This window comes from Arthrobacter sp. TE12231 (genome assembly GCF_054062895.1).
The window spans coordinates 2,389,195-2,415,918 of sequence record NZ_JBSSFS010000001.1 but is presented as its reverse complement, the minus strand read 5'-3'; the positions used below and the strand labels follow the sequence as shown (position 1 = coordinate 2,415,918).

The 26,724-nt window shown below is 65.6% G+C and carries 23 protein-coding genes and 3 pseudogenes; 17 read left to right on the top strand and 9 right to left on the bottom strand.

Annotation, left to right across the window (positions count from 1 at the left end; all coding sequences use genetic code 11):
* Nucleotides 1-11 precede the first annotated feature (11 nt).
* Both ACVWYS_RS10955 and ACVWYS_RS10950 read right to left on the bottom strand, forming a co-directional pair.
* Nucleotides 12-572 (bottom strand): hypothetical protein, encoded by a 561-nt coding sequence (locus ACVWYS_RS10955; protein WP_456509722.1) that lies wholly within the window; start codon nt 570-572, stop codon nt 12-14.
* A gap of 140 nt (nt 573-712) precedes the next feature.
* The gene (locus ACVWYS_RS10950; RefSeq protein WP_456509721.1) at nt 713-1,219 is read right to left on the bottom strand and encodes a hypothetical protein; all 507 of its coding nucleotides are present in this window, start codon (nt 1,217-1,219) and stop codon (nt 713-715) included.
* Between the two features lie 205 nt (nt 1,220-1,424).
* Here ACVWYS_RS10950 and ACVWYS_RS10945 point away from each other — a divergent pair, with 205 nt between their 5' ends.
* The 3 genes from ACVWYS_RS10945 to ACVWYS_RS10935 all read left to right on the top strand — a co-directional run bounded on the left by ACVWYS_RS10945 (nt 1,425) and on the right by ACVWYS_RS10935 (nt 4,722).
* Nucleotides 1,425-1,697 (top strand): hypothetical protein, encoded by a 273-nt coding sequence (locus tag ACVWYS_RS10945; RefSeq protein ID WP_018772504.1) that lies wholly within the window; start codon nt 1,425-1,427, stop codon nt 1,695-1,697.
* A gap of 89 nt (nt 1,698-1,786) precedes the next feature.
* Nucleotides 1,787-2,773: a hypothetical protein gene (locus ACVWYS_RS10940; RefSeq protein ID WP_456509720.1), complete on the top strand. Its 987-nt coding sequence runs from the start codon at nt 1,787-1,789 to the stop codon at nt 2,771-2,773.
* A 98-nt stretch (nt 2,774-2,871) separates the two neighbouring features.
* On the top strand, nt 2,872-4,722 hold the full coding sequence (locus ACVWYS_RS10935) for a hypothetical protein (protein WP_456509719.1): 1,851 nt from the start codon (nt 2,872-2,874) through the stop codon (nt 4,720-4,722).
* A gap of 54 nt (nt 4,723-4,776) precedes the next feature.
* Here the strand turns inward: ACVWYS_RS10935 and ACVWYS_RS10930 are convergent, their stop codons facing one another.
* Nucleotides 4,777-5,034 (bottom strand): hypothetical protein, encoded by a 258-nt coding sequence (locus tag ACVWYS_RS10930; RefSeq protein ID WP_456509718.1) that lies wholly within the window; start codon nt 5,032-5,034, stop codon nt 4,777-4,779.
* 376 nt (nt 5,035-5,410) lie between these two features.
* Here ACVWYS_RS10930 and ACVWYS_RS10925 point away from each other — a divergent pair, with 376 nt between their 5' ends.
* The 3 genes from ACVWYS_RS10925 (at nt 5,411) to ACVWYS_RS10915 (ending at nt 8,189) form a co-directional block, all read left to right on the top strand.
* Nucleotides 5,411-6,184, top strand: a complete 774-nt coding sequence (locus ACVWYS_RS10925; RefSeq protein WP_456509717.1) for an alpha/beta fold hydrolase — start codon at nt 5,411-5,413, stop codon at nt 6,182-6,184.
* A 266-nt stretch (nt 6,185-6,450) separates the two neighbouring features.
* Nucleotides 6,451-6,924 (top strand): hypothetical protein, encoded by a 474-nt coding sequence (locus ACVWYS_RS10920; RefSeq protein WP_456509716.1) that lies wholly within the window; start codon nt 6,451-6,453, stop codon nt 6,922-6,924.
* 593 nt (nt 6,925-7,517) lie between these two features.
* Nucleotides 7,518-8,189, top strand: coding sequence for a nucleoside/nucleotide kinase family protein (locus tag ACVWYS_RS10915; protein ID WP_456506789.1), 672 nt, complete (start codon nt 7,518-7,520; stop codon nt 8,187-8,189).
* A 2-nt stretch (nt 8,190-8,191) separates the two neighbouring features.
* On the opposite strand, the gene ACVWYS_RS10910 is transcribed toward ACVWYS_RS10915, so the two are convergent.
* Entirely contained in the window at nt 8,192-9,124 is a 933-nt protein-coding gene (locus tag ACVWYS_RS10910; RefSeq protein WP_456509051.1) for an Lrp/AsnC family transcriptional regulator, read from the bottom strand.
* Nucleotides 9,125-9,412: 288 nt separating this feature from the next.
* On the opposite strand from ACVWYS_RS10910, the gene ACVWYS_RS10905 reads away from it, so the two are divergent.
* Genes ACVWYS_RS10905 through ACVWYS_RS10870 form a run of 8 tightly spaced genes read left to right on the top strand, consistent with a single transcriptional unit; the run spans nt 9,413 to nt 19,262 of the window.
* Nucleotides 9,413-10,267 (top strand): transporter substrate-binding domain-containing protein, encoded by an 855-nt coding sequence (locus ACVWYS_RS10905; protein ID WP_456506787.1) that lies wholly within the window; start codon nt 9,413-9,415, stop codon nt 10,265-10,267.
* 56 nt (nt 10,268-10,323) lie between these two features.
* Nucleotides 10,324-11,058 carry an amino acid ABC transporter permease gene (locus ACVWYS_RS10900; protein ID WP_456506786.1) on the top strand — a complete coding sequence of 245 codons (735 nt, stop codon included), beginning with the start codon at nt 10,324-10,326 and terminating at the stop codon, nt 11,056-11,058.
* Nucleotides 11,055-11,861, top strand: a complete 807-nt coding sequence (locus ACVWYS_RS10895) for an amino acid ABC transporter ATP-binding protein (protein ID WP_456506785.1) — start codon at nt 11,055-11,057, stop codon at nt 11,859-11,861. Before ACVWYS_RS10900 ends, ACVWYS_RS10895 begins: the two co-directional genes overlap by 4 nt.
* A complete protein-coding gene (locus tag ACVWYS_RS10890; protein WP_456506784.1) occupies nt 11,851-12,876 on the top strand; it encodes a C-terminal binding protein in 1,026 nt (341 codons plus the stop codon). The genes ACVWYS_RS10895 and ACVWYS_RS10890 overlap by 11 nt, the downstream gene beginning before the upstream one ends.
* Nucleotides 12,877-12,931: 55 nt before the next feature.
* Nucleotides 12,932-14,605: an amidohydrolase gene (locus tag ACVWYS_RS10885; protein WP_456506783.1), complete on the top strand. Its 1,674-nt coding sequence runs from the start codon at nt 12,932-12,934 to the stop codon at nt 14,603-14,605.
* A 31-nt stretch (nt 14,606-14,636) separates the two neighbouring features.
* A complete protein-coding gene (locus tag ACVWYS_RS10880; protein WP_456506782.1) occupies nt 14,637-16,235 on the top strand; it encodes a thiamine pyrophosphate-binding protein in 1,599 nt (532 codons plus the stop codon).
* The gene (locus tag ACVWYS_RS10875) at nt 16,232-17,605 is read left to right on the top strand and encodes an aldehyde dehydrogenase family protein (protein ID WP_456506781.1); all 1,374 of its coding nucleotides are present in this window, start codon (nt 16,232-16,234) and stop codon (nt 17,603-17,605) included. Before ACVWYS_RS10880 ends, ACVWYS_RS10875 begins: the two co-directional genes overlap by 4 nt.
* Nucleotides 17,606-17,645: 40 nt before the next feature.
* Entirely contained in the window at nt 17,646-19,262 is a 1,617-nt protein-coding gene (locus ACVWYS_RS10870; protein WP_456506780.1) for an amidohydrolase, read from the top strand.
* Nucleotides 19,263-20,007: 745 nt separating this feature from the next.
* Here ACVWYS_RS10870 and ACVWYS_RS10865 read toward each other — a convergent pair.
* The 3 genes and pseudogenes from ACVWYS_RS10865 to ACVWYS_RS10855 form a co-directional block, all read right to left on the bottom strand.
* On the bottom strand, nt 20,008-20,523 hold the full coding sequence (locus ACVWYS_RS10865) for a hypothetical protein (protein WP_456506779.1): 516 nt from the start codon (nt 20,521-20,523) through the stop codon (nt 20,008-20,010).
* A gap of 402 nt (nt 20,524-20,925) precedes the next feature.
* Nucleotides 20,926-21,891 carry an amidohydrolase family protein gene (locus tag ACVWYS_RS10860; protein WP_456506778.1) on the bottom strand — a complete coding sequence of 322 codons (966 nt, stop codon included), beginning with the start codon at nt 21,889-21,891 and terminating at the stop codon, nt 20,926-20,928.
* Nucleotides 21,892-22,135: 244 nt separating this feature from the next.
* Nucleotides 22,136-22,408: pseudogene (locus tag ACVWYS_RS10855) on the bottom strand (transposase); the annotation flags it as partial.
* Nucleotides 22,409-23,288: 880 nt separating this feature from the next.
* On the opposite strand from ACVWYS_RS10855, the pseudogene ACVWYS_RS10850 reads away from it, so the two are divergent.
* A pseudogene (locus tag ACVWYS_RS10850) lies at nt 23,289-23,665 on the top strand (CoA ester lyase); the annotation flags it as partial.
* A 253-nt stretch (nt 23,666-23,918) separates the two neighbouring features.
* Here ACVWYS_RS10850 and ACVWYS_RS10845 read toward each other — a convergent pair.
* Both ACVWYS_RS10845 and ACVWYS_RS10840 read right to left on the bottom strand, forming a co-directional pair.
* A complete protein-coding gene (locus ACVWYS_RS10845) occupies nt 23,919-24,284 on the bottom strand; it encodes a hypothetical protein (protein ID WP_456506776.1) in 366 nt (121 codons plus the stop codon).
* A 154-nt stretch (nt 24,285-24,438) separates the two neighbouring features.
* Nucleotides 24,439-25,286: pseudogene (locus ACVWYS_RS10840) on the bottom strand (IS110 family RNA-guided transposase); the annotation flags it as partial.
* Here ACVWYS_RS10840 and ACVWYS_RS10835 point away from each other — a divergent pair.
* Together ACVWYS_RS10835 and ACVWYS_RS10830 are read left to right on the top strand one after the other, a co-directional pair.
* Complete coding sequence (locus ACVWYS_RS10835) at nt 25,225-25,437, top strand: helix-turn-helix domain-containing protein (RefSeq protein ID WP_456506775.1); 213 nt, start codon at nt 25,225-25,227, stop codon at nt 25,435-25,437. The pseudogene ACVWYS_RS10840 and the gene ACVWYS_RS10835 overlap by 62 nt on opposite strands.
* 256 nt (nt 25,438-25,693) lie before the next feature.
* Complete coding sequence (locus ACVWYS_RS10830) at nt 25,694-26,545, top strand: MBL fold metallo-hydrolase (RefSeq protein ID WP_091254656.1); 852 nt, start codon at nt 25,694-25,696, stop codon at nt 26,543-26,545.
* Nucleotides 26,546-26,724 lie beyond the last annotated feature (179 nt).

The window sequence follows — 26,724 nt, the reverse complement described above, 5'->3', positions numbered from 1 at the left end:
CGTGGGGCGGATCAGACGGCCGCGGGGTCCTCCACCGGCGCCGTCGGGGTGGCCGGGTCGGTCGGCGCGGGCGCGGGAGTTTCGGGGGCCGGGGTCACGACGGGGGTCTCAGCCGCGGCTTCATCAGCCTTGGCGGCCGCTTCCGCGGCGGCTTCGGCGGCTTCCTTGGCCGCTTCGTCGGCGGCTTCCTGTGCGGCCTTGGCCTGGTCGACTGCCTTCTCGGCGGCACGCTTGGCGGCTTCCGCGGCACGCTTCTCGGCCTGGGTGGCCTTCTTGGCGGTCTTCTTGGCCTGCTCGGCAGCCTTCTCCGCGGCACGCTTGGCGGTTTCGGTGGCCCGCTTCGCTGCCGAGGCCGTCTTCTGGGCTTCGACCTTGGCCTTGACGGCGGCGAGCTTCGCGGCGGATGCCTGCTTCTTCAGCTCCGCTCTGGTCTTCGCCTCGGTGGCCTTGGCGGAAGCCTTCGCGCTGACCGCGTGTTCGGCCTTGTTCGGGGCCGCGTTGGCGACGCCGGCGCCAGCCCCGGTGAGGAGGGCGGCGGTCAGGGCGACAGCGCCCAGCTTCTCTGCAATCATGCGTCATGCTCCAATGTTGTGGGGTCCGGGCCGTGGTCCGGGGCCCGGTGGGACCGGCTGCCGTCAGCCTAAAGTGGAAGCACGGCACCGCTCAACCGGATCCGGTGATGCTGGGCTGAAGCTTGGCCAATACTGCGGTTTCAGTCGTCCAAGGCCCAGGCGGTGCCGGACGCCTTCGTGATGGCGGCCCGCCAGTCCTCGACGCCGGCGACGAGCGGGTACGGCAGGTCGGGATGGAACTGCCGGGCGGTGTAGTCGATGACGAACATTCCGTCCTGATCTGCGGCGAGGATGGCGACATGCCGGCCGCCCAAGCGCCGGCGGGAGATCGTGATCTCGTCCACCCGGTCGACGTCGACCCCGGCGGCCCCGGCTGCCTCGATCAGTTCGTTCGTGGCGGCCCAGCAGTTCCCCAGGGCCAGGGCCGGGTCGCCGAGCTCATCCAGTCGAACGGTGTCCTGCCGGGCGGGGGAGTGGTTGGGGATTTCCAGGTCGGCGTATTCCTCGAGGACGTAGCGGGCGCCGTCCAGGCGGCGGGCATGGACTTGCTCCTCGGTCAGGCCAAGGGCGACGGCGGGCGCGGCGTGTGTTGCCGTGATGAACCGGCCGGCGGCGTCGCGGGGGTGATCTGCAAGGTTGAAGGCCATACCGGCCTGTGTGCGGCCCGGTCAGGGCGTGGCGAAGCGTCGCCGCCGGGATGGGCGACGGGGCTTCGGGCGGTCGTGCTTTAGGGCCTCATGAGTAAGCGCGCCTATTTGCGGCCGTCAGCCCGCAGCACCGCGACGACAACGCCCCGCAGCAGCCCAGCCCCAGCCACACAGCCCCGACCAAGCCGGGACCGAAAGTGAAGAAGTGAGCACCATAACCCAAGCCCTCCAAGACAGGACCTTTCTGGAACCGGACGCCGGCTGGTCGGCCGACCAGCTTCCAGACAGGCCTGGCACCGTCCTGCAGTATCTCAACGCCCGCGATGAGCGGATCATCGCCGTGCTGTGCGACACCGGCCTCTGGCGGGTCACCGCCGTCACCGGGCGCGGTGCCGTGCACCAGCTCTCCTGGACCCCGGCGGCCTTGGCCGCCGATCTGTGGCGGGTGACCTACTACGATGTCGTCCCGGAGCCCTGACCAGCGGTAACACGGCGACAATCGCCACGCCAGGCACTACGATCTGCTATGGGGCAGCCGGGGACCGGCTCGAAAACTTGGGGGAACAATTGAAAACACCTGCCGTCCGCCTCGGCATCGCCGGAGCATTCGCCGCGCTCTTGATGGCCGGCCTCGCTGTCCCGGCCCATGCCGATGAAATATCCCAACCTGCCCCGCCCGTCACGACCTACCCCACGGCGCTGGCCGGGCCTGCGGCCGCGGACGCGGAGCTGAAGCCGCTGACGAACGACACCGAGCCGGTCGTTACCGGGACCTTCATCACCGGCTCTGTGATGAAGGTGACGGCCGGCACCTGGTCGGAACCGTCCGACCCGCTGACGTTCACCTACAGCTGGTTTTCCCCGGACGGGAAGGTGCTGGCCAGCGGCCCGAGGTTCACGCCCGGCGTGTCCGACGTCGGCGCGACCGTCACAGTCCTCGTGACGGCCACAGCACCGGGTTACGACACCGCCGAGGTGCGGGTCACGGCACCCAAGCCCGTGACCTTGCGTGACCCGGCCCAGACCAGGCCGCCTTACATCCAAGGGACGCCGACCGTGGGGAAAGCCCTGACCGTCGTCCCCGGCCTCTGGGCACGTAATGAAATGAACGTGGTGCGCGAATCCTACCTATGGATGCGCGACGGCGTGACGATCCCCGGGGCCACTGGCCGCCACTACACGCCTGTGGCTGCCGACTTGGGCAGGAAGATCGACATCTGGGTCACCTCGACGCTGAATGACAGGATCCTGAAGACCCAGGGGGCCTTCTCTTCGGCGAAGGTGGCTGCCGGGACTCTGACTTCGTCCACGCCGACGATCGTCGGCACCGTCAAAGCCGGAAATGTCCTGACCGTGAAGCGGGGCACGTGGACCTGGGGCACGTCCTTCAAATACCGCTGGCTGCGCAACGGCGTCCCGATCTCAGGCGCCTGGTATTCGACCTACAAGGTCCGGACCGCCGACAGGGGCACCAAGCTCACCGTCAGCGTCACCGGTTCCAAGGCCGGCTACAAGACCATCACCACGACCAGCAGCGAGTATCCCGCCAGCTGACCCGGGCCGCGCCGTTCAACGGCAGCGTCCGAAGGGGGCTGCCAGACATTACGATCATCTGCGGGGCCGGGGGACCGGTCCGAAGACTGGGGGAAGAATTGAACAAGAAGACTGTCCGCCTCGCCGCGGGCGGGGCATTCGCCCTGTTGCTGGCCGGGCTGGCCGTTCCTGCGCAGGCCGATACCGGGGTGTGCGGCCCGGTGGTTGACTGGGTCAAATACTGCACCGCAGCGGACGGCTCCGCCTACCCGGTGTTGATCAATGAGGCGGCGACCGGTCCCCGCCCGGTCGCCGCCGGCGCGCTGCTGGTCGGCAACACGCTCACCGTCTTCGACGGCGCCTGGCAACCGGCTGACGCAACACTTACACACCAATGGGTCCGCAACGATGTTCCCATCCTCGGTGCCACGGGGGCCACGTACACGCTCACAAGGGCGGACGCCGGCAAGTACGTCCGGGTCACGACCACCGCGACGGCGCCCGGCTACGCGACGTCAACCATGTGGTCCCTCAAGGGCGTGCCTGTTTCGAATGCCTCCGGCCCCATCAAGTCACTCCAGCCGGCCGTCACTTTCAGGGTCGAGCCCGCGACCACGTACCCGGCCCTGCCGAGCCCCGTCATGGTTGCCCGCACGGGCAGATGGATCGACTGGGGTCTTGCCCGGGACGTCCAGTTCAACTACCAGTGGCTGCGCGACGGCGAGCCCATCCCGGGTGCCACCGGCCGAACGTTCGACCGCACAGGCTGGGGACCGACGGGGTCGCTCAGCGTCCGGGTCAACGCCTACGCCGCCGGCTACGATCCGGTCACCGTCATCGGACACGCCGGATCCGGCTCATTCTCCCCGGCGACTCCCGGCGCCGTGGTCACCGGCGGAACCGGCCTCGGGGAAGTCCTGACCGGCACCGACGATGTACCTTGGCATGACAGCATCCTGGGCCCGAACCGGTACCCGCATGCCTACCAGTGGCTGCGAGACGGTGTCGCGGTTCCCGACGCGACCGGCCGGACCTACACCATCACGGCCGAGGACCAGGGCCACACCCTGGTCCTGTTCACTGACACCGATAAATACGACGCCTACTCCAACGCGGTGGCAGTACCGGCGGCCGCAGGAGTCGAGCTGAAGCAGTTGACGAACGTCGCCAAGCCCGTCCTGACCGGCGAAGCTCTGATCGGGCGGGCCATGTCCGTGACGCCCGGCACTTGGTCCGCGCCGTCCGAAACCCTGACCGTCACCTATAACTGGCTGTCCCCGGACGGAAAAGTGTCCGGCACCGGCTCGACCTACAGCCCCGACGCGAACGACGTCGATACCACGGTCACCGTCCTCGTGACCGCCTCAGCACCCGGCTACGCCACCGCCCGGGTCAGGGTCACCGCTCCGAAGCCCGTGACGCTTCCTGAACCGACCCAAAAGGTGCCACCGGCTATTAGCCGAGGAACGTTGAGGGTGGGGGGAATTCTCTACGTCGGATTCGGCGTCTGGGCCGATTCTCGTCCGGGACTCGCCCAGTCCTACCAGTGGTTGCGTAACGGCGTCCCGATCAACGGCGCCACCAACGCCGGGTACCAACTGAAGCATGCGGACTTCGCAACGAATATCTCCGTCAAGGTCACTTCCACGCTGGAGGGCCGGACCTTGAAGACCCAGACCATCAAGGCCGCGCAGAATATAGGGCCCGCCACCCTGAGGGCCTCGACGCCCACGATCGCCGGCACAGCCAAGGCGGGAAGGATCGTGACGGCGAAGCCGGGGCTCTGGACGCACGGAACCAAATTCACGTACCGATGGCTGCGCAACGGGAGCCCGATCTCCGGGGCGACCGCTTCGACCTACAAAGTCCGGACTGCTGATCGGGACAAGAAGATTTCTGTGCAGGTCACGGGCACCCGGTACGGGTACACGACCGTGACCACGGGCAGTGGGGTCCTATTCGCCCGCTAATTGAGGGCCGCCGGCCTGCGGTAACGGCGCCCCTCCAGAGCAGGGATGAGCCGCTCAGGCTGCCGCCCGGGCTACGATCCTGCTTGCCAGATCGCGGTCTGCTCCGCCGATCTGTTCCACCGTTGCGCGCGCCTCAGTGTCATCCACCCAGTCGAACACCGAACCTCCGGCATCCCGCACTGCCACGGTGAGTTCCCCGTAGCGCCCGCCGAGGACCTGGTCCCGGCCTGTGAGGGCCCGGATGCCGCGGCGCAGCTGCGCGAGGTCGTCCTTGAGCTGGCCGTCCAAGGTGGCCGGCGGGTTCCGGCGCACGAAGGTGCGGACCAGGTCGGTGCCGAGGAGGTGGTTGTCCTTGGCATAGCCGAGCCGGTCCAGGGAGATCGCGAACCGGGCGGCCGGGTCGGATTCGCCGCCCGGTAACAGTTTTGGAAAGCATCGACGCTCTCGCTTACACCCACCCGCGGATGGACTCCGTTCCGGTCACCCATCATCTGGAAGAACTGCCGCCAAGCACCAGCCACGACCAGGTTCCGATTGGGAACGCACCGCGAGACATGATCGGCCGGACGATCGAACGGGACTGAGATGTGCCACCTTAGGGCTATGGCGGCTCCCTGCCGTCATGACGGCCAATTCCGTTAGCCGGCCCCGTTGTTGGTAGCCGCGGCGGGGACTAGGATCTGGTCCCATGGAGCCTACCCGCGTACTCCTCCTTCCCGGCAGCGTGCTCCCGGCGGAGCTTGCCTACGGTGCCCTGCTAGCCTCTCTAGGTCCCGGTGTCGATGCGGTCGCCAAGGATCTGGAGGTGTATGCGGGGCCCCAACCGCCCACCGGTTACACCCTGGATACCGAGATCGACGGCGTGACCCGGTTTGCCGATGAGAAAGGCTGGGACGCCTTCCACTTTGCAGGCTACTCCGGCGGCGGCGCCGCCGCCCTGGCCTTTACGGCCAGATATCCCGAACGTGTTCAGAGCCTGGCCCTGTTGGAGCCGGCCTGGGCCGGAAGCTGGGACTGGAGCCCGGAACACCGACGGGTCTGGGAACGATACCGACAGCTGCGGACGCTACCCCCGGACGAATTCATGGCGGGCTTCATGCGGCTCGGACTCAGGGACGGGGTGGACGTGCCGCCCCCTCCCGGCGGTGATCCGGCACCCTGGATGACGAAACGACCTGCCGGGATCGCCGCGTTCCTGGACACCTTTGAAACCTACGATTTGAACCGCTCCGCCCTGGCGGCCTATACGCGTCCTGTCTACTTCGCCCTGGGCGCGCTCAGCAACCCGCATGACTATGGTGAAATCGCGCAGCGACTGGCCGAGGTCTTTCCGGATTTCCGGCTGGAGGTCTTTGCAGAGCGGCATCACTTCGATCCGCCGCACCGGGTCGAGCCGGACCGGCTTGCCGCGTCGTTGCTCGCCCTGTGGAAGCGGGCCGAAGCGCAGTCCCCGGACGCCTGAGGCAACATTGGGCCGGTCCGTCGCGTGAGCCCCGCGTGTCGGTGGGCCACGCGGCGCGGCGCCAAACCAGCGACCGGGCGTCGTAGGTCGAAGTTAACAGTCACATGCACCAGGTCGCTCCACGGCGTTTCGCAACGGGCGTCCGTAAAGAAGCGACGCATCGCCCCGTAAGCCGGCCGAGCACGGGCGCCACCGCGCCGCTGCACGCCCGATGCCTGAACCGGACGTGGCGGCACGGTGTGCACGGATCCAAGGAGACCGGCAAGATGACGGCCGTGAAGTCCACCCGGCGCAGCACCGAACTCCTGGGCCTGCAGGCGCTCATGGCGCTGCTCACCCTCGGTCTCTACGCCGTGACGCTGACCATCATCCCGCTGCTCATGGAGAAAGGCGCCGACCACACCGTGGCCGCGCTCGGCCTCGGACTCGTCGGCGCCGGACAGGTCGGCGGCCGGTTGCCCATCGCCGCCATCCCCGCCACGGCACGCATCGTCATCATCAGCGGAACCGCCACCAGGGACGTCCTTCTGCTCGCGCTCCTGCCAGGACCGGTGCCCCTGGTCATTGCCGCCGGCATGCTCGCCGGTGCCGGCCGCGGCTGCAGACCACCATCGTCGCCGACCGCTGGGGCGGGATCCGTCTCGGCACCCTGCAGGGCGTCTTCGCCGCGCCCCCGTTGCTCCGGAGCGGGGGCAGTGGCATTCTTTGGCGCAAGAAATGGGCAAAGGCGAAGGTGTTGACAGTGTCAACACCTTGGGCGTCGGATTGGGTCCTACAACTGTGGGACTGGCCCGGATTCCGTATGTTTCCGTGGGTTCTCAGTGTTTGCAGGGCCGGGAATGCAGTTCGAGTCCCACCTCGGGCACGTGTTTTCCCTGTTCAGGGGCTTGTGGGCCGCTGAGCGTGTACAAATTTCCTTTTATGGGCTCCTGCGGGGGCCCATTTCTGTTGGTGGCCGTTGCGGTTTGGCGGCTCCTTCCCTTGGCTTGGACAGTGGTGTTGCTGCGTACTCCTTCATGGCCGGGAGGGCTTGGAACTGCATGACTTGCTGTGGCTTGGGGCCACTCGCGCGTCCTTTCTTGCTGTATAGGTCGGGCGTGGTTGGCCTTGTACCTGTTCATCTCCCGGAGTTGTGGTGATGACATGACCTGCGGGGAGTTTCTGGGAGATTTTTCTGGTCCTCGATTCGCTCCTCTTGTTGGCCGGAGAGAGGTGGGCGGGCGTTGGTCCGTCAACGGTTGTGTGGACATCGTCCACGCCGATGTAACGTGATCCCGTAGAACACCGGTGACCTTCCTGCCCCGGTTCAGGCACGAGCCGGAAAGAAGAGGCGATGAACACCCCTCTACACCTGCGCTGGGACGAATCCGGCCGGCAGCAGCTCCTCGCCCGGGCTGAAGCGCTGCTCCAGTGGCGAAGACGGAGCCTGCTCGGAATAGCCGGGCCGCCTGGTGCCGGAAAATCCACGATCTCCGAATGGCTGCTGGAGCACCTGCTCACCAACCATCCCCGGCAGGTAGCCCTGGTCCCCATGGACGGATATCACCTGGCGCAGTCGCTGCTCGAGTCCCGCGGGCTGGAGCACCGCAAGGGCGCTCCGGACACCTTCGACGGTGTCGGGTACGTCGCGTTGCTCCGTCAGTTGCGCTCGGAGACCTCGCGGGAAATCTTCGCACCGGTGTTCCGCCGCGAAGTCAACGACGCGATCGCCGGGGCCATCCCCGTCCCGCCGGAAACACGCCTGATCATCACCGAGGGCAACTACCTGCTTTTTGACGAGGCCCCCTGGAACGAGGTCGCAGCCCTCTTGGATGAAACCTGGTTCGTCGAGCTCGAACAGGACGAACGGGTGCGCCGGCTCACCGCCCGGCACCTGAGGTTCAACAAGGACGCCGCTATCGCCGAATGGCGCGCAACCGGCAACGACGAACGCAACGCCCGCCTGGTAGCAGCAGGAAGCCAGCGGAGCACACTCGTCATCGAGCACACACCCGCGACCGTCTAGAATCAAGCGGCCCCGCTTTCGGCTTGGGTTCGTGTTTCCAGCATCTTGTCCAGGGGCTTGGCGTATCGCTCCTGGACAATCCTCAGGTGCAGCCAGGACTCGACGCTGGCCACGGAGACCATGGCGCGCACGTGGTCCAAGATTTCATACATTTCGTCCAGAGAGCTCACGCCAACGGTAGCCACCAGGTCATGCCGTCCGAAGCAGCTGGCAATGAATTCCACGCCGGGGGTGGCGGAGAAGAAATCGATGGCTTCCTGGGTCCCAGAAGACGTCGAGATGCCAAATCCAAAGGCCATAGCACGCGAGGAACCTGAGCGGCTGCGGATTGGCCCGATCTGCATCACGCGCGCGTCCAGGAGGCGCATGACCCGGTTCCTTGCGGCACTGGCGGAGAGTCCGATGCGTTCCCCGAGCGCCTCGAAGCCCAGCCGGCCATCGAGCTGAAGCTCGCCCAGGATCAGCAAGTCCGCATCGTCCAGTTCCAGCCCCGGATCCGGCGGCTCCTTACCGAGGAAGAGGCTGCGGACGACCTCTTTGTACATGAGGACGTCCACGGCGGCGACGCCTTCGGAGAGGCGGATGGTCTCCACGTCCTCGTAGAGCCGTTCCACGGTCGGCAGGCGCAGCTCGGCGATGATGCCGTACTTGCCGGTGGTCAGCGAAGCGAAGACGGCGCCGTCCATCTGGCTCAACTTGTCCAGGGCCGGCTGGGCGGAGCCGTGGAGTTGGATAGAGACGTGCGCGACAGCGGTCAGTCCGAGTAGTCGCGGGTGGACGGCGGCGACGATGCGCAGCTCGCCCGAGGATATGAGTTCGTTGACCTTGGCTGTCGCCACTGAGCGGGTCACGCCCAGCTGCTTGGACAGGTCGCTGAATGACGCGCGGCCGTCGGCCTGCAGTAGTCGGATCAGCCGATTGTCCAGATCATGCATGGTCTTCACAATAAACGCCTCTTGTTGATGGGCGCGGTTGCGGCGCACCCGGGGCAGCTTGGCGCAGGTAGTCTTGCGTCGAATCAATTGTCCCACGAAAGTCCCTCTAGGCAGTGGATTTGACTGATCTTCCGGTCATAATCATGCAAATACCGTGTTTTGAAGCAATTTGACGACGGATTCGTTTGCAATTGGATGGAACTTGGTTAGTATCGTGACCACCGCCACATCGGCTCCGCCCGCTTTTCGCGCCCGTTCGCGAATCAGATGTTCATTGGAGATCTGCACATGCCTAAGTTCACGAAGGCCGCCATGGCTGCGGCCGCCCTGGCCCTGCTATTGAGTGGCTGTTCCGCTGCCGCGTCCACGAGTTCCGAAGGGAAGGCCCCGGCTGCTGCCGAGGCCCCGAAGGGGCTGGCGACGAGTGGCAAGCTCACGCTCTGCATCGACCCCGAGTACGCGCCTTTGGAGTACTACGCAAACGGTTCAAGCGGCAACATCGTCGGATTCGACGCCGACGCGGCCAGGGCGCTTGCCAAGCACTGGGGGCTTGAGGCCAAGTTCGCGGTAACCACTTTTGACGGGCTGATGCCGGGGCTCCAGTCCCGCCGCTGCGACGCCATTTTCGGTGGCCTGTACATGAGCGAGGCCCGTCTGGCAGTGGCCGACGCCGCTCCGGTCATGAACGCCGGACCATCGATTCTTGCCGGGCCGGCCCTGGCAGGGCAGTTCAAACAGCCGCTGGACCTCTGTGGCCGTAGCGTCGCTGCGCAGACCGCATCATCCAACGCGGCACGGATCGGCAAGCTGAAAGAGGAATGCAAGGCAGCCGGCAAGGACGAGCCGAAGCTCACCGAATACCCGAAGACGGCGGAAACCGTGCTCGCCGTCATGAACGGCAAATCAGATGCCCTCATCGAGACCAATGTCGCCGCTTCCTATATGGCGGCCCAAAACGAGGGCAAGCTGGCCGTCGCGCCGGATGTTTTTGAAACGGACACCACGTTCGGGGTCTTCACCCGCAAGAACGATCCGATCTCCCCGGTTCTCGCCGAGGCCCTGAAAGCCCTCCACAAGGACGGCACGCTGGCCCAGATCGCGAAGGACAACAAGCTCGACCCGGCCATCGTCGACGTTCACTAGTTATCGCGCCGGGACCACGGTGCCGTGGTCCCGGCCCCACCCGAAAGGAGAGTCCGATGGAATTCGATGTCGGTATCTTCGTCCAACAGCTCGTGAACCCGAGCTACCTCTACGGTGCCTTCCTGTCGGTGGCCGTTGCCGTGCTGGCGCTGGTCCTGGCCACCGCCGTCGGGTTTGCCGTGGCACTGGGTCGTACCTCGACTAGCCGCATCGCTCAGGGTGCGGCGGGGTTGTACACATGGTTCTTCCGCGCCATCCCGGCGCTGCTTGTCCTGCTCATCATCTGGAACGCGTTGCCGCAGCTGTTCCCTGTGTTGCGCCAGGAATGGTTCACCCCGTTCATTGCCGCGTTCATCGGTCTGGGTATCGTGGAAGCCGCCTTCATGGCGGAAATCATCCGCTCCGCGCTGCTGAGCGTCGACGAAGGACAGAACCTGGCCGGTCGTGCCCTGGGGATGTCGCCGGCGAAGGTCATGCTCAAGGTCGTGTTGCCGCAGGCCATCCGCATCGCGCTTCCGCCGACGGGCAACGAGTTCATCGGCCTGGTGAAATTCTCCTCCCTGGCCTCCGTCATCTCCCTGCAGGAACTGCTGACCACCGCTCAGGTAGGGGTCAACATCACCTTCCGCTACGCCGAGTACTACGCGGCCGCCATCATCTACTACCTGATCATCGTGAGCCTGCTGACATTGCTCCAGAACTACGTTGAGAAGAAATTCCTATGGACCTCGCGCTCAAAATCCAAGAAGCCATCCACGCTGGAACCGATCGGCCAAGGAGTTCACGCATGACCCAGATGCCACAGCCTACGGAGGCCCCGGTGTGGACACCTGCAGACCCCGTGCTGCAAGTGCGAAACCTGCACAAGAGCTACCAGGACCAGCACGTTCTCCGCGGCGTTGAATTCGACATCCACCAGGGCCAGGTGAAGGCCGTCCTCGGCCCCTCGGGCTCGGGAAAGTCCACAATGTTGCGCCTCATGGCACTGCTGGAACCGGCCAACGACGGTGAGATCCTTCTTCGCGGCCGCCGCCTCGGCGTCCGGGAGCGCGGCGCCACCACCGTTCCGCTGCCAGAGCGGGAGCTCGCCAAGGAACGGCGGGACATCGGCATGGTGTTCCAGAAATTCAACCTCTTTCCCCACCTCAGCGCCTGCCGGAACGTGATGCTCGGACTGACCTCGGTCCAGAGCGTCCCCCACAAAGAGGCTGAGGAACGCGCCATGGCCATGCTCGAACGGGTGGGTTTGTCCCACCGCGCCGGGCACTACCCCTCGGAGCTCTCGGGCGGCCAGCAACAGCGCGTGGCCATCGCCCGCGCCCTGGTCATGAACCCGTCCGTGCTGCTCTTTGACGAGCCGACGTCGGCCCTGGACCCGGAGCTGGTGGGCGAGGTCCTCGACGTCATGGAAGGCCTGGCCAACGATGGCATGACCATGATCGTGGTCACCCATGAGGTCCGTTTCGCCCGCCGGGTCGCGGACCAGGTCACCTTGTTCGACAGCGGCGTGATCGTGGAGCAGGCCTCGCCGGACGAATTCTTCGACAACCCCCAGCACCAGCGCACCAGAAAGTTCCTCAGCCATGTCCACTAACGCCATCTTCACCGACGCGCGGCTGCCCGTCCGGCCCGTGGCCGTCTACACGGACATGGAAGACATCGACTATTCCGCCGGCGTCGCCCTGTTGGAGGCGAACGGCTACGACGTCCGGTATCTCGGCAGCCAGGACCCTTCCGCCATCATGGAACAGGCCAGGGACGCCGAAGCCCTGCTGGTCGGCTACGCCCCCGTGACGGCGGAGGTTATGGACGCCATCCCGGGTTTGAAGATCATCGCCCTGGTTTCCATGGGCTTCGACAACATCGACCTGGACGCCGCCAAGGAGCGCGGCATCTGGGTCAGCAACCTTCCCGGCGTCGCCACCGAGGAAGTCGCCTCCCATGCGCTGGCCCTTGCCCTGGCGGTCACCCGCGAGATCCCGTTTTTCCAGGGCCGGGTGGCCGAAGGCGACTGGAACGGACGGCCGGAAACCACGGTGTTCCGGCTCAGCCAGGAGCGGCTCGGACTGATCGGCCTCGGCAGGATCGGCAGCCGTTTCGGGGAGCTGGCTTCCGGCGTCTTCGGCGAAGTCATCGGCTACGACCCCTACCTCCCGGACACCCCGGCCACCCGGGACATGCTGGCCAAGGCAGGCATCCGCCGGACAAGTCTGGACGAAGTGCTGGCGGAGTCCGCCGTCGTGTCCCTGCACATGCCGCTCACGGAGGAAACCCGGCACCTCATCAACACAGAAAGCCTCGCGGCCATGCGGCCGGGCAGCTATTTGGTGAACGTGAGCCGGGGTCAATTGATCGACAACAGTGCCCTCCGCGCAGCCGTCGACTCAGGACACATCCGTGCGGCGGCCCTGGACGTGCTCGACGTCGAGCCTGCACCGGCCGACCACCCGCTCATGGGTCACCCCCGGATCCTCGTAACACCGCACATCGGTTTCCTCTCGGACCATACCCTGGCCGAGTACATCAGGATCCAGGCCCAGAACGTCATCACCCGTGCCCGCACCGGTGCCCCGGACACCCCGCTGTTCGAACTGGAACCCGCCGGCTAAGGGCCGGCTGGCTCGCCGCGGCACCGCACTACTCCTACACGTAAAGGTCACTCCCATGTCATTGCCGACATCCCATGAAACGTCCGCCGCCGCACCGCCGGCAACCCTGTTCTTTGGCGGCCCCATCCGTACGGTCGACGCCGAGGATTCCGTCGCAGAGGCGATGCTGGTGATCGGCAACCGCATCGCCGCCGTCGGGACGCCCGAGGAATGCCGCACTGCGGCCCGCGAACTGAGCACCTCGGTCCCGGAGGTTGTGGACCTCCAGGGCCGGACCCTGGTTCCGGGGTTCGTGGACCCGCATGCCCACCCGCTGATGTACGGGCAGCTGCTGTCCTGGGTGGACTGCGGGCCTGTTGCCGCGCCGGACATCCCCACCATGCTCGAACGCCTGGCACGGGCCGCGGCGGAGAATCCCGGCGACGGCCCGATCCGGGGCTACGGGTATGAGCACCGCAACCTGGCCGAGCAGCGCCACCCGAGCCGGCAGGAACTGGACACGGTCTCCACCACCCGCGAGGTCTACGTCATGAACGCCAGCGGCCATGGCGGCGTCGTGAACTCGTTTGTCCTGGACAAATCCGGGATTGACTCCGCCACCCCCAACCCGCCGGGCGGCACGTTCTTCCGCGACTCAGAGGGAAACCTGACCGGTGAGCTCTCCGACGCCGCCTGCGACATTCTCACCGGCGAGGACGGAGTGAAGCTCGGCCACCATGGCCCCAATTTCCACCTCGCGGACAGCAGGGAACAGCACCGCGGTCAGCTCCTCCACGCCCAACGCGAGTTCCTCAGCCACGGCGTCACCATGATCGGCGACGCCCAGGTCACCAAGCGCGAATTCGCTGCCTACCTGGACCTGGTGGAGCGCGGGGAACTGGTGACCCGCATCAACGCCTACTTCCTTTCCAGCCTCCTGGATGAAGTCCTGCAGCTGGGCCTCGTGGACCGCTTCGGCGATTCGCTCCTGTCCTTCGCCGGCATCAAGCTCTACGCGGACGGAACCCTGGGCGGCTGGACGGCGTACTTCCCGGAGGGCTACCGTGACGACCCGTGCCGCACCGGTTCGCTCTACCACGAGCCCGCGGAATACCGTTCACTGGTGGTCAGGGCCCACAGCGCCGGGCTGCAGACGGCCACCCACGCACAGTCGCCCACGGCCATCCAGCTCGTGATCGATGCCGTGAAGGAAGCCACTGCCGCCGCGCCACGGACAGACCATCGCCACCGGATCGAGCACTGCGGCCTGCCCACACCCGAACAGATCACCGAAATGGCCCGCCTCGGCATCCTGCCGGTCAACCAGCCCCAGCACTACTTCAACTGGGGCCCGGGTGTCCTCGACGCGATCGGCAGCCCGGGGGAGCGCTTCAACCCCTTGGGCGAATTCGTCGCCGCGGCACTTCCCGTCACCATGAGCTCAGACGCCCCCGTAGCCGACCCCCGCCCCCTCGAGGCCATCCAGACCGCCGTGACCCGCAAGACCCGCTCCGGCGTGCAGCTCGGCTCGGACGGACTGAAGATCGACGCCCCCGCCGCGCTCCGGGCCCACACCATCAACGGCGCACGGGCCATGGGACGTGAAAAGGACCTGGGTTCCCTGGAACCGCAAAAGCTCGCTGACTTCGTGATCCTCGCCGAGGACCCGCTGGCGGCGCCTGCAGACCGAATCAGCAGCATCGACGTCGTGGAGACCTGGGTGGACGGTACCCGAGTCTACAAGCGCTAGCCGCCCGCCCGCACAATCAAAGGACCCAGCCGTGACCAGCACCATCCCCACCAACAACGTCGGCCTCGCCGTCATGACCACCCTGCGGAACTACGGGATCGACGCAATCTTCGGTATCCCCGGCACGCACAACCTCGAGTTCTACCGGCACCTCAAACCGCTCGGCATCCGCCCGGTCACCACCCGCCACGAGCAGGGAGCCGGATACGGCTCCGACGGCTGGAGCCAGCTCAAGGGGCTTCCCGGCGTCGTGATCACCACATCCGGACCGGGACTACTGAACGCCATGTCAGCCGCCGCCACCTCGTACTGCGAATCCCGGCCCATGATCATCCTGTCCCCGGGCGCACCGCGCGGCAGCGAATTCTCAGACATCGGACTCCTGCACGAAACCAAGGACCCCACCGGCGCCGTCCGGGCACTGATCGGGCGCAGCACCCGCGTTTCCAACGGCACCGAGGCCGTGGAACTGATCCACGAGGCCTTCGCGTCCTTCGCCCACGGGCGACCGCGCCCTGTCCACATCGAGATCCCGCTGGACCTGCTGGAGTCCGCCTCAGACGTCCCGCCCGCCGTCCTGGAGGCACGGCCGCTCGGCGCCCCGCAGAAAGCTCCCGACGACGCCGTCGCGGCCGCAGCGGAAATACTCCGGAACGCGTCCAACCCCGTAATTCTGGCCGGCGGCGGATCCCTGGGAACCGGCGCCGCCCTGCTCCAGCTCGCAGAGCTCCTGCAGGCCCCGGTGATCACCACCATCAACGGCAAAGCCGCCATCCCGGAAGTACACCCGCTGTCCCTCGGCTCGGAGATCCGGCTCACCGCGGCCCAGGACCTCTGCAACGCCTCCGATGCGTTGCTGATCGTCGGCAGCAAGCTCGGCGAGTCAGAAATGTGGGGCGGAAAGATCCTCCCGCAGGGTCGCTGCATCCGGATCGACATCGACCCCGTCCAGCTGCACTGCAACCTCAGCCCCGAGCTGGAACTCCTGGGCAACTCGGCCGCCGTAGTGCCCCAGCTGCTCACGGCACTCGCCGGTCACGAGCCGGCAGCGACGCCGGACCTGGCCCCCCTGCGCGCCGAGTTGCAGGCCGAAGCCCGCTCCATGGCGCCCGTGCTGGCCAGGATCAACGAGATCCTCGCCGGCGCACTGCCCCCGGATACCGTCATCGCCGGCGATTCCTCGCAGATCACCTACTTCGGCACCACATCCTTCTTCCCCATGCAGCAGCCGCACCAGCTCCTGTACACGCCGGCCTACGCCACACTGGGCTACGGGCTCCCAGCCGCGATCGGCGCCAAGGTGGCCGCACCGGACCGCCCCGTGGTCGGCCTGATCGGCGACGGTGCACTCATGTTCGCCGTCCAGGAATTCATCACCGCCGTCGAACAACGCGTGGACCTGCCCATCATCTGCATCAACAACGGCGGCTACGGCGAAATCCGCCAGAACATGGAGGACCGCGATCTGCCTCCTGTCGGCGTGAACCTGACGCAGCCGAACTGGATCCGCCTGGCCGAAGGCTTCGGCCTCACGGCCTTTAATGTCGAGTCCCTCGACGACCTGGCAGAGACCGTCACCAAGGCACTTGCCGTGAAGGGCCCCAGCCTCATCCACATGAGCATCCAGTGAGCGCCACAGCCACGGCCGGCACCGCGTTCCGCGTGCTCAATCCGGCCACGGGAGAGGTCCTTGCGGAGTACGCGGAGGCCGCAGCAGCGGAGGTTGATGACGCCGTCGAATCGGCGCGCCGCGCCTTTGCCGGCTGGGGCCAGACGACGGCGGAACAGCGGGCTGCGGTGCTGGGGAGGGCGGCCGGGCTGCTGCTTGAAAGGAAGGAGACGCTTGCCCGGCTTGCCACCGAGGAAATGGGCAAGCTGCTGCGCGAAGCCGCCGCCGAAGTGGAGTTCTGCGCCGAGATCTTCGCTTACTACGCCGGGCACGGGCCGGGATTTCTGGCGGACGAGACGCTGGACTTTGCCGACGCGGTACTGCAGCGACGACCCCTGGGGCCGATCCTTGGCATCATGCCGTGGAACTACCCGTACTATCAGATCGCCCGCTTCGCGGCGCCGAACCTCATGCTCGGCAATACGCTGCTGATCAAACCGGCGCCGGCCTGCCCGCGTTCGGCCCTCGCGCTAGAAGAGCTGCTGCTCGACGCCGGCCTGCCCGCAGGTGCGTACCGCACCGTACTGGCCGGCGGGGAACAGACAGCCGTAATGGTGTCCGATCCCCGCATCCAAGGGGTCTCGCTCACCGGTAGCGAACGGGCCGGCGCTGCAGTGGGCGCCCTGGCCGGGGCCGGACTCAAGAAGCACGTCCTGGAGCTGGGCGGCTCGGACGCCTTCATTGTGATGGACAGCGAGGACCTAGACTCCGTGGTTGACCTTGCCGCCGCGGCGCGGATGGAAAACGCCGGTCAGGCCTGCACCTCGCCCAAGCGTTTCATTGTGGCCGCTCCCCTGTACGAGGACTTCGTCGCCGGGCTGCGCACGAAACTTGCGGATTTCGTTCCGGGGGATCCTTTGGACCCCGGCACCACTCTGGCCCCCATGTCCTCCACAACAGCGGCCCGGAACCTGATCGCCCAGATTAATGCCGCAGTCGCCTCCGGGGCCAAACTACACAGGGGCGGCAGGCTGAGCGGGACGGCCTTCGTGACGCCGGCACTCCTGACAGACATCCGCCCGGGCACGCGCGCCCACCGCGAGGAGCTCTTCGGCCCGGTGGCCGTTGTCTACCGGGCCGAAGACGAGGACGACGCCGTTCGCCTTGCCAACGATTCACCGTACGGGCTGGGAGCCGCGGTCTTCACGCAGGATCCCGAGCGGGCCGCCCGTATGGCCGAGCGGCTGGACGTCGGGATGGTCAGCGTGAACCGGCTGGCGCCCTCCTCGGCTGCGCTGCCCTTTGGAGGGGTCAAGAACAGCGGCGTCGGCCGCGAACTGGGGCCGCTTGGCATGGACGAATTCGTGAACCGGAAACTGCTGGTCCGCTGAAGCAGACGCAGGAATCTTTGAACATTGAGGAAGGAACGCAATGAACGACATCAAGAATGCCGGGCCGAAGTCCACCGCGTGGGAGTGGGTTGAGGAGCAGAAGGAACAGCTCTCCGCTTGGCACACGAACATCTGGGAGCTTGCCGAGCCTGCCTGGCGGGAGTACGAGTCCTGCGCCTGGTACGTGAAGACCCTGCGCGAGCACGGCTTCACGGTGGAGGAAGGCAGCGGCGGCATGCCCACGGCCTTCTACGCCGAATGGACCAGCCCGGCAGGTCCGGGCGCCCGGATTCTTGGCTACGCCGAATACGACGCGATCCCGGGCAACTGCCAGGCGGCGTCCACCAAGCGTGAGCCCCGCACGGGGATGTCCCGGTTCGCGCCAGGCCACACGGATCCCCATTCCGCCTTGGGTATCTCAACCCTGGCCGGTTTCCTCGCGGCGAAGGACGCCATGAAACGCCACAGCATTCCGGGCACCCTGGTGTACACGGGAGAGCCGGCCGAGAAGGTTCAGGGATCCAAGGTGGTCCACGGCCTGCGCGGCTATTACGACAACCTCGACGCCATCATTTCCTACCACCCGTTCTACATGATGCCCCTGTGCAATACCGCGCGCTGGGACACCCACTGCGGCTCGTACTACAGCAAGATCTACACCTTCACGTGCGACAACCCCGAGGGCTGGAACAACACCTACGGTGACAGCCCCATCCCGTCCTCGCACTCCGCTGCCCGGGCTCCGGGCGCCGACGCAGCACTCTTCACGATGTTCTCGCTGACCAAGACCACCCAGGATTCCATGCTGCCGCAGGCCGGCGGCTGGTCGCTGTCCGAGGCGATTCTCACCGCCGGACAGGCCACGGCCGACAACCAGCCGGCAGGCCTGGCCCAGATCCAATACTCCTGGCGCTGCCCGAGCCTGGCAGAAGCTGACTCGGTGCTGGCCGTGCTGGACCGCAACGCCGAACTCGCCGCCGCCGCCTCGCACTGCACGGTCAGCTCGCGCTGGGTGGCACGGAACCGGCCCGGCATTGCCAACCACACCGTGGCGCAGGTGGCGTGGGAGAACATCGCCGCCGTTGGGGCACCCGTCCTGGACGAACGGGCGCGTGAAATCGGGCGCGAAATCCAGGCCTCGTGCGGGGTGGAACCCATGGAAGATCCTTTCCACCCGGCAACCGCCAAGCTCATCAACCCGCAGGACGCCGAGGCGGAGCTGCGGCGCCACATCCCGGCAACCCAGCAGAACTGGACCAGCGACGACTACGTGGAGATGACCTGGTACGCACCCACCATCCGCTTCTACACGGCCCGGCCCACGCTGGCCCCGGATGGAAAGGGCACCGCGTACCCCGGCTGGGCCATGACGGCCATGGGCGGCATCCCCGAAACCATCGACCCCACCATCACGGCCACCGGCAAGATGATCGCAGGCATGGTGCTGGACCTGGTGACCCAACCGGATATCCTTGCCGCGGCGAAAACCGAATTCGAATCCGAGAAGATCCGGCGCGGATCCCTGGCACCGCTCCTGCCCGCCGGATTCAGTGCGCCCACGGACTTCCGCTGGCCCCAATACATCGGTGAGGGCGATGCCCGTGACTGGTGGATCCCCGTTTCCGAGGAAGGGTGGAACACCGCGGTCGGCAGCTAGTGTTCCGCGCCTGAAATCCGGATCCTGGCATGGGGAGTGCCCCATTCGAGAAGGGAGTCTTAGTAGTTCGCAAATATTCAGAGCTGCCAAACACTACCAAATGCATCGCGGGAACCCTTAAAGGAAGAGAGCCGAGGACAGGCCCCACGATGTCGGGGATGCCGCAGGGCGGCGCACAATGTGAGCGCTACCGCCGGGCGCGACGCCCTCGTCCACCGGCCGATGCAGCGGTATCGTGCCCACGGAATTTCAAACCTACAGAGTCTGGAGGCGAGAGTGACTGTTACTAGAGCTTGCGGAATCGGACTTCGCCTGCAACGAGAGTAAGGACTTATGACCATTCAAACGCGGTTCCCCATTTCCGCTCGGTCGTGTTTACCGACTGTATCTGCCGGCACGGGCGGCTCCCTGCACGGTGTCTTCCTCGCGCCGACCAACAGTGTCGCTGATGAGTACGAGTCGGATCGGGTAGCGTCATTGACCTTGTTTCGTTGTCTGCCGCGCGATGGGGGAGTGCCCGCAAAGAGTGTCCCTGTTCCTTGGCAGTGGGACTACGAGGGCCTTCAGGTTGAGTTGACCTCAATGCCAAGATCCGACATTCATCACCGGCTGGAACGACCGATGCCACCCCTTCGTCTGGCCCAAGACGAACGAACAGATCCTCCCGAAAGTCAACCGTCCCACAGCTTCAGAAACGCGATACTGGATCCGAGGGACCCGTATGCGGGACTCCGGCCTGGCTCGTTTACATGAGAGCATCCGGGATGCCGAATCGCCTCCCAATGAGTACGCGAATGGCCGCAAGTAAAGGCTGATCTTCCAGCTCAACGCCCTCGCCTCCGTAATACACGCCGCCCGTTTCGTCGGCCACTGCATCAATGTCTGAAAGCCTGAGAATCTCGCTCACGCGAAACTGATACTCGACGGGGGTCATTTGGCGAGACACACGAACTGGAATTGTGCTGAGTTTGCGCGCGACCTCAGCATCGGTGGATTCGGTCATGGGCGCTCGTCGCGCTAACTGGTTCCGGTGCTGTCCGTGGGAGAAGATGACTTCCTGGTTCGCATCCAAGCGAAGGTCATCGGTGGTGACGCCGGCCAGCGTCAACAGAACGTGCGTCTCGAAGATCCGGATCGCACCGATCTTTCCGTAGATGACCTCGGCACCCTTGGTGAGGCCGAAGTGGGCCCCGATGAAGGATTCGTTCAAATCCCTCGCCGGAACCGCGTACTGATCGATGCTGCCGCCTGGGAAGATCATGTGTTCCTTTCGTAGGTGGACCTTGTCGTGCCGATCCTACGGGAGCGGCAATATGCGGCGTCGGGCTTGTTGCTTGCCCTCTACAGCATGATCGCCGAGGGTATGTGAAGCAGATTTTCTGAGCCTTGGCCGAACGATCGGCTGCCGGACTCTAAAAGTGGGTCAACGAGAGCAGATGGTTGTTCCACTCCTTGTCGGCATATCAGCGCAGGTAGGGCGACCGGCCCTCGGGCGTTACAACGCCTACATATGCCTCGTGTGGACCGCTCCCGACGTAGGCAGTGCCCTATTTGACGTCGATCCATTCGAGGGTCCTCGCTGCGAAATGCGGCGGCGAGCCATAGAGGCAGGAACATCTCCACTGGAACCCCTGGCCAGGGAGCGCAACGCGCACAATATGAATTAATCCTGATCAGGCCTCAGCCGGGGAAACAGCGCCTCGGAATTGCCGCGGTCTATCGCCGCGCGCAGGGAGGGATCCAACGGATAATTCTCATATTCCATATTCAGGAAATCGATCGCCGCAGAGGGTGCGAACGGGAAGTCAGTTCCGTACGTGATGCGGCCCGGGTCAGCTACCTCGAGCAGGCTGGGCAGCGCCGCCGGGCTGGCGGACAGGGCCACGTCGTAATAAAATCGCCGCAAGACGGACTGCTTCTTATCTCCCAGCGCGGCCAGCGCGCTGAGGGCCAGGTCCTTATCGTTGAGCATCGTCAGCAGGATCCTGTGGGCGATGTAAGGCACGAAGCCGCCCGCGTGGGCGAGGATGAACTTGATTCCCGAGAACTTTTCCATCGCACCGGACAGGATCAGGCTGATAGCAGTGCGGGTGGTGTCGAGCATGAAATCTGCGGCAAAGGCGGGTATGCCCGGCACCGCCGGGGCCGGCAGTTCAGCGGGGTGGATGAACACTACGGCCCGGCGGTGGTGCAGGAACTCCAGCAGAGGCTCAAAGCCAGGATCGCCCAGATAGCGCCCGGCGTTGTTGGCCAGCAACACGATCCCGTCCGCGCGCAGGGTGTCCAGGGCGTACTGGGCCTCCGCCAGGGCGCCTTGTACGTCCGGCAGCGTGAGCGTCGCGAAGAACCCGAACCGCTCAGGCCGGGCCGCGACCACCTCTGCACTGTATTCATTGATCTCCCGGGCCCGCCGCCGTGCCTCCGCAGCGTCCCCGAAGTACACGCCGGGCGTGGACAGGGACAAGATGGCGGTCTGCACGTCGTGCCTGTCCATGAACTTTAACGCTGAGCGCTCGGACCACGACGGCAGGCCAATGCCACCGGGGCGGATACCCTTTTGATGCATCCAGCGCGCATACCCAGGCGGAACGATGTGCTGGTGAGTGTCAATGCGGTACGGACGGGCCATCCGGATCCTTGTCCACGTGCTCGTTTCGCTGATACGCGGGACCCTCAGCGGATGTGAACAATCTACTCCCAAATCCGACCCATGAGCAGACCACCGGACCGTGCCAGGGACTCAGCCAGACCGTCAGTGGGCGCTCTTCACAATCGTGTGCACCAACCGCCGCGGGCGCTGGGGGCCGTTCACTTAGTCGCCCTGCTGGTGCTCCGCGGTCAGCGTGCGTCCGGGGGTGTCCCTATGCTTTTGGTCAAGCGGCCTGGAGTGCCTTTTCTTGGTAGAGGGTGCCGTTTTTGAGCATCGCGTGGATGACGTCGCAGCGCCGGCGGGCGAGGCAGATGATGGCGGCGTTGTGTTTCTTTCCTTAGGCGCGTTTCCCGTCGTAGTAGGCATTGGAGAGCGGGTCGTGGCAGGAGGCTATCCAGGAGGATCTGAAGAGCGCATTTTTGAGTTGTTTGTTGCCGGAGCGGGCAGGGAATTCGCCGCGGATGGAGGTGCCGGACCGGCGGGTGACGGGCGCGATGCGGAACGACGACCGGCAAGTACCTTGATCTTCAACGACCCAAGGAATCCGGCGCACAGGACGGCATCCAGTCCCTCCGCCATTGAACCTGTGCTGTCAGTCAATGTGCCTCCCGATTGTGGCCGCCTGAACTGGACCGGATGGCACTTGTTGTCCATTCTTCCGCGGCCTGTGAGCGCCATGGCCCCGTTCTTTGGCGCCTACCGTCCTGATTCGCTGCCAGACAGAATAGGTGTGTTGCCCCGGATCCTGGTGGCGCCATCCTGTCAGAGCACTTTCCAGGAGGCCCGTGATGCGAGGCAACCCCACGATCGGTCAAGCGTCCACCCATCCGTACCAGCGGTCCGGGCCCATCACAGATGTTCCGCGCCTCGGACACAGTCAACCGGATGCGGAGCAGCGGGGCCAGCAACCTGATGCCGGCCGGGCGTGGCCGCCGTCGACGTCGGCCCTGGGTCTCGAGGAGCTCGCCGCCGAGCTGGCCGGGTTCCTGGGAAGACGGCAAAGACCGGGTCTGAACCGGCCGCCATCTGCCACTGGTCTTAGAAGCAGCGTGCAGGATTCTGGCGTTTGGCGGGACCAGCTGCTGGCAGAGATCGAGGATCTCGCCAGGGACCTGAAAAGAAAGGTCGCCCGGTATGCGTCGTTGCGGGCAGCCCACTCCGGCGCGAGCACGGCCCCGGCCGATGCCGCCGCCGTGACGTGCATCCACCAGGCTCTGGAAGATATCGCCGCGACTGCCCTGGGAGTGGAGACCGCATTACGGGAATTGTTCCTTCGGGCAGGGATGAACGCCGGGCGGGCTTTGAAAGTTGGGACAGCACAGGAATAAACGGCAGCAACCGCAGAATAATCCGCCGCATCGGAGTTAGACAGACCTATCCTCGACGCCACCAGCCCTTTCTGGGTCGACGCCCTCACCGGGCTCCGCGGTACCCCCGGGTCTATGGGGCGTCATGCTGGCAACGACCGAATCGGCCACCAGGCCACGGAGAACTGTGACCGGATCGACGGCACGACCCCCGGTCATCCTCCTCGTCGAGCCGCCACTGGCATTGAGGAAGCCAACGACGCGAAGGCCCAGGTTGCCGTCCGCCTTGCCTTTGGCTCGGGTGACTTCCGCCGCGACACTGGCATGGCGGCCACCCCGGAAGCCATGGGCTACCCGCGCCAAGCTGGTGGTAGCCAGCCGCGTCGGCAACCTACCCGGCCCCATCGACGGCCACGGCCGGCACGAGGACGCCGCCTAAAAGGGAATGACCGGCAACTTGTCGTCACACAGGAAACGCTGAAGAAAATGTGGTGATACACGGGCTGTTCCCTCGCCTCGGTGACATCCATTGCTTCTGTACGCCATGAGGGCCCAGTCCTGACTCCGTTCACAGGTCGATAGCATCGCAGTGACCCGGCCTGCACCAGCCTCTGAAGGTATCTCGGATGAAGATAACAGTTGTCGGATGGAAACTTGGTCCTCTGCCCCAGCACTCCGGCGCTATGGGCATGGGCGTGTCTATTCGGGGCCGCGGATGTCGAGCTGGGGGTCCTCGGGTTGGGCTTCCGATGCCACCCGGTTGGCTGGCCGCTTGGGCGGAATCTGGGCCGTCACCAGCCTCCGGGTTCCACTCCAAAGTGCCGGGGGTGCGTCGATGAAGTAGGCCAGTCGGTAGGCAACTGCCTCATAGTTAAGCCTCCACCCCCGGAAGTGCGGCCACGCCTGTTCCGCCGAATGTTCCACCGGGTACCCGACCGACCGGAGCATATCCACGGCCTCGTTGAATTCGGCAAACGTCAGCTCGGTCTCCGCGTCCGGGTCGACGTCCTCCACGACGGGAATGGAAAGCGCGTAGGCGATCTGGTTCAGGCAGGAAAATCCCATCCGTATGAGACGCCGGCGTTCATGACCTTCCCGGTCGATGCCGGTCTGCCGGGCAGAACAGGTTCCGCGGCCTAGTACAGCTGGATGGTGATGGTGCGGAGGACAGCTTTGCTGGCGAACACCGTGACGGCGGGGGGTGCCTCTATGGTTTTCGTCAAGCGGCTGAGGGTTGTCGTGGTTCGCAGAAGGTGCCGTCTCTGAGCATGACGTAGAGGGTGTCGCATCGGCGGCGGGCGAGTGCGATGAGGGCCTGGTTGTGGCGTTTGCCCTCGGTTCGTTTCCGGTCGTAGTAGGCCCTCGACAGAGGATCCTTCAAGGCGGCGAATGCGGAGAGGAACAGGGCGCGCTTGAGAATCTTGTTTCCTTTCCGGGATGGGTGGTCACCGCGGATGGAGGACCCTGATCGCCAGGTCACCGGTGCCAGGCCTGCGTAGGACGCCAGGTGGCCTGCGGAGCCGAAGTCTTTGCCGACGATCTCGGTGAGGATCCGTGCTGCGGTCCTGACGCCGACCGCCGGCAGAGACGTCAGGACCGGGTGAACAGGGTGGGCCTCCACGAGGGCTTCGACCTGGGTGAAGACGGTCTCCGGGACTCGCGGATGTCGGCGAGCATCCGGGCCAGCTGGGGCAGCACGATCGTGGCCGCGTTGGTCCCCACGACGGTGACTGTTTGCTGGTCCAGGGCTTCGATGATCTCCCCGCCAAGGCGCTTACCCATCCGGGGTGCAAGCTTTGTCAGCCGGGTCTCGATCCGGCGCCGGCCCGCGTGGCGCAAGGCTTCGGGGGTCGGCCGGGTCCGCAGCAGATCCAACACTGCCGGGTGGTCCAGTCGCGGGCCAAGGACACGCTCCAGTGCCAGGTGGATCTGGGTGAGCAGGCCGCGGATCCGGTTCGACGTTGCGGTGGCCTGTTTGGCCAGGTCGTCGTAGAAGCCGCAGAGCATGGTCAGCTCGGCGCGCGACACGATGATCGAACGCACCAGGGCCGGGCTCGTAGCGGCCGCAGCCAACAACCGCCACGGTGGGAGGCCCCGCAAAATAGACGACGCTGCCGCTGCCCGGGCCAAGGCGCTCAAGGGCAAAGGCATCAGCGCCTCTGACATCGGCAAGATGCTCGGAGTCTCCCGCGCCACTGTGTACCGATACTTTCTCTAAGCGGTCTGGCTTCTAGGGTTGATAGACGCCCTGGACTGTAGCGCTTAGGGCACGTTGACCGGGCTTTTGTGGGCCGGGCATAGGGGGATCAGAGGTTCGTGTATTACGGGCGCTTCGGACATCCGGTAGGGGTCATCGGTGGCTCCCGAGGACCCGGTCGCTAGCCAGCCCTGACGAACGAGGTCCCATGGATCCGCGGGCACGGCACCCCTCCGCCCCGCTGGACGTACGCCGTGTGGTGTGGTCAGGTTAGGGAATGGAGCGTTGGGACGGCACGACCAACCGGATCACGGTCCTCCACGACGCGTTCGGGAACCGACCCGGCCTGATCAAGGACTGGGGATTCGCCGCACTCGTCGAGTTCGAGGGGCGTCGGATCCTTTTCGACACCGGAAACGACTCGTCGACGCTTGCCGCCAACGCCGACGCCCTCGGTGTTGACCTGCGCGCGATCGACCTTGTTGTGGTCTCGCATCGGCACGGCGACCACACCTCCGGGCTCGGTCACCTCCTACACATAAACCCCGACGTCCCTGTCTACGCCCCGGCCGAGTTGTACGGCGTGTTCGGCTCGCGCCTGCCCGGCCACTTTTACCCGCGCCGTCCGTCGCTGCCAAGGTCCATGCAGTACTACGACGGCGAACCTCCCGACGTCATCCACCACGGCACGCCGTGGCCCGGCGCACGATTCAGCTGGGTCGAGGAATTGACCCCATTAGGGAGCAACGCGTGGCTGATCCCCGTCGTCTCGGAGGTGCCGGGAACGCGTGAGCTGCGCGAGATCACCCTCGCGCTGTCGACATCGCAGGGACTAGTGCTCGTGGTGGGATGCTCCCACCCGGGGATCGAGCGGATCCTGGAGGCCGCTGCCGCGATCGACGACCGTGTCTACTGCATCGTCGGCGGCCTCCATCTAGTCCTCGCCGACGAGCCCGAGGTGCGTCGCGTCGCGCACGCACTTCGCGACAATTGGCACGTGCAGACCATCGCCCCGGGACACTGCACGGGTGAACCTGCCTTCCTGACACTGAGCGAGGCGTTCGGCGACCGCTACCTCTACGCCGGCCTGGGGGAATCGGTCCCAGTCCCGCGACCCGCCGCGATGTGACGCGGATACCACTGATCTGCGGTCGCCCGTCGCCCGCGCAGCCACGATCAAGGCATCGACACCCGCACGGTGACGTGATCGACTGGGTCAACGCTGCTTGACATGGAAAAGGAGCTCATCACCGCCGAGCCGAATGCCGGCCACATGGCGAGGCCGTGTCGGCGACTCAATCAGTCTGT

Coding starts and splice junctions, on each gene's coding strand:
- ACVWYS_RS10870 (WP_456506780.1), top strand. CDS start 17,646: ATGAACGACATCAAGAATGCCGGGCCGAAGTCCACCGCGTGGGAGTGG.
- ACVWYS_RS10845 (WP_456506776.1), bottom strand. CDS start 24,284: ATGGGATTTTCCTGCCTGAACCAGATCGCCTACGCGCTTTCCATTCCC.
- ACVWYS_RS10910 (WP_456509051.1), bottom strand. CDS start 9,124: ATGCATGATCTGGACAATCGGCTGATCCGACTACTGCAGGCCGACGGC.
- ACVWYS_RS10895 (WP_456506785.1), top strand. CDS start 11,055: ATGACCCAGATGCCACAGCCTACGGAGGCCCCGGTGTGGACACCTGCA.
- ACVWYS_RS10950 (WP_456509721.1), bottom strand. CDS start 1,219: ATGGCCTTCAACCTTGCAGATCACCCCCGCGACGCCGCCGGCCGGTTC.
- ACVWYS_RS10865 (WP_456506779.1), bottom strand. CDS start 20,523: ATGATCTTCCCAGGCGGCAGCATCGATCAGTACGCGGTTCCGGCGAGG.
- ACVWYS_RS10885 (WP_456506783.1), top strand. CDS start 12,932: ATGTCATTGCCGACATCCCATGAAACGTCCGCCGCCGCACCGCCGGCA.
- ACVWYS_RS10915 (WP_456506789.1), top strand. CDS start 7,518: ATGAACACCCCTCTACACCTGCGCTGGGACGAATCCGGCCGGCAGCAG.
- ACVWYS_RS10905 (WP_456506787.1), top strand. CDS start 9,413: ATGCCTAAGTTCACGAAGGCCGCCATGGCTGCGGCCGCCCTGGCCCTG.
- ACVWYS_RS10860 (WP_456506778.1), bottom strand. CDS start 21,891: ATGGCCCGTCCGTACCGCATTGACACTCACCAGCACATCGTTCCGCCT.
- ACVWYS_RS10920 (WP_456509716.1), top strand. CDS start 6,451: ATGACGGCCGTGAAGTCCACCCGGCGCAGCACCGAACTCCTGGGCCTG.
- ACVWYS_RS10900 (WP_456506786.1), top strand. CDS start 10,324: ATGGAATTCGATGTCGGTATCTTCGTCCAACAGCTCGTGAACCCGAGC.
- ACVWYS_RS10890 (WP_456506784.1), top strand. CDS start 11,851: ATGTCCACTAACGCCATCTTCACCGACGCGCGGCTGCCCGTCCGGCCC.
- ACVWYS_RS10925 (WP_456509717.1), top strand. CDS start 5,411: ATGGAGCCTACCCGCGTACTCCTCCTTCCCGGCAGCGTGCTCCCGGCG.
- ACVWYS_RS10830 (WP_091254656.1), top strand. CDS start 25,694: ATGGAGCGTTGGGACGGCACGACCAACCGGATCACGGTCCTCCACGAC.
- ACVWYS_RS10955 (WP_456509722.1), bottom strand. CDS start 572: ATGATTGCAGAGAAGCTGGGCGCTGTCGCCCTGACCGCCGCCCTCCTC.
- ACVWYS_RS10835 (WP_456506775.1), top strand. CDS start 25,225: ATGGTCAGCTCGGCGCGCGACACGATGATCGAACGCACCAGGGCCGGG.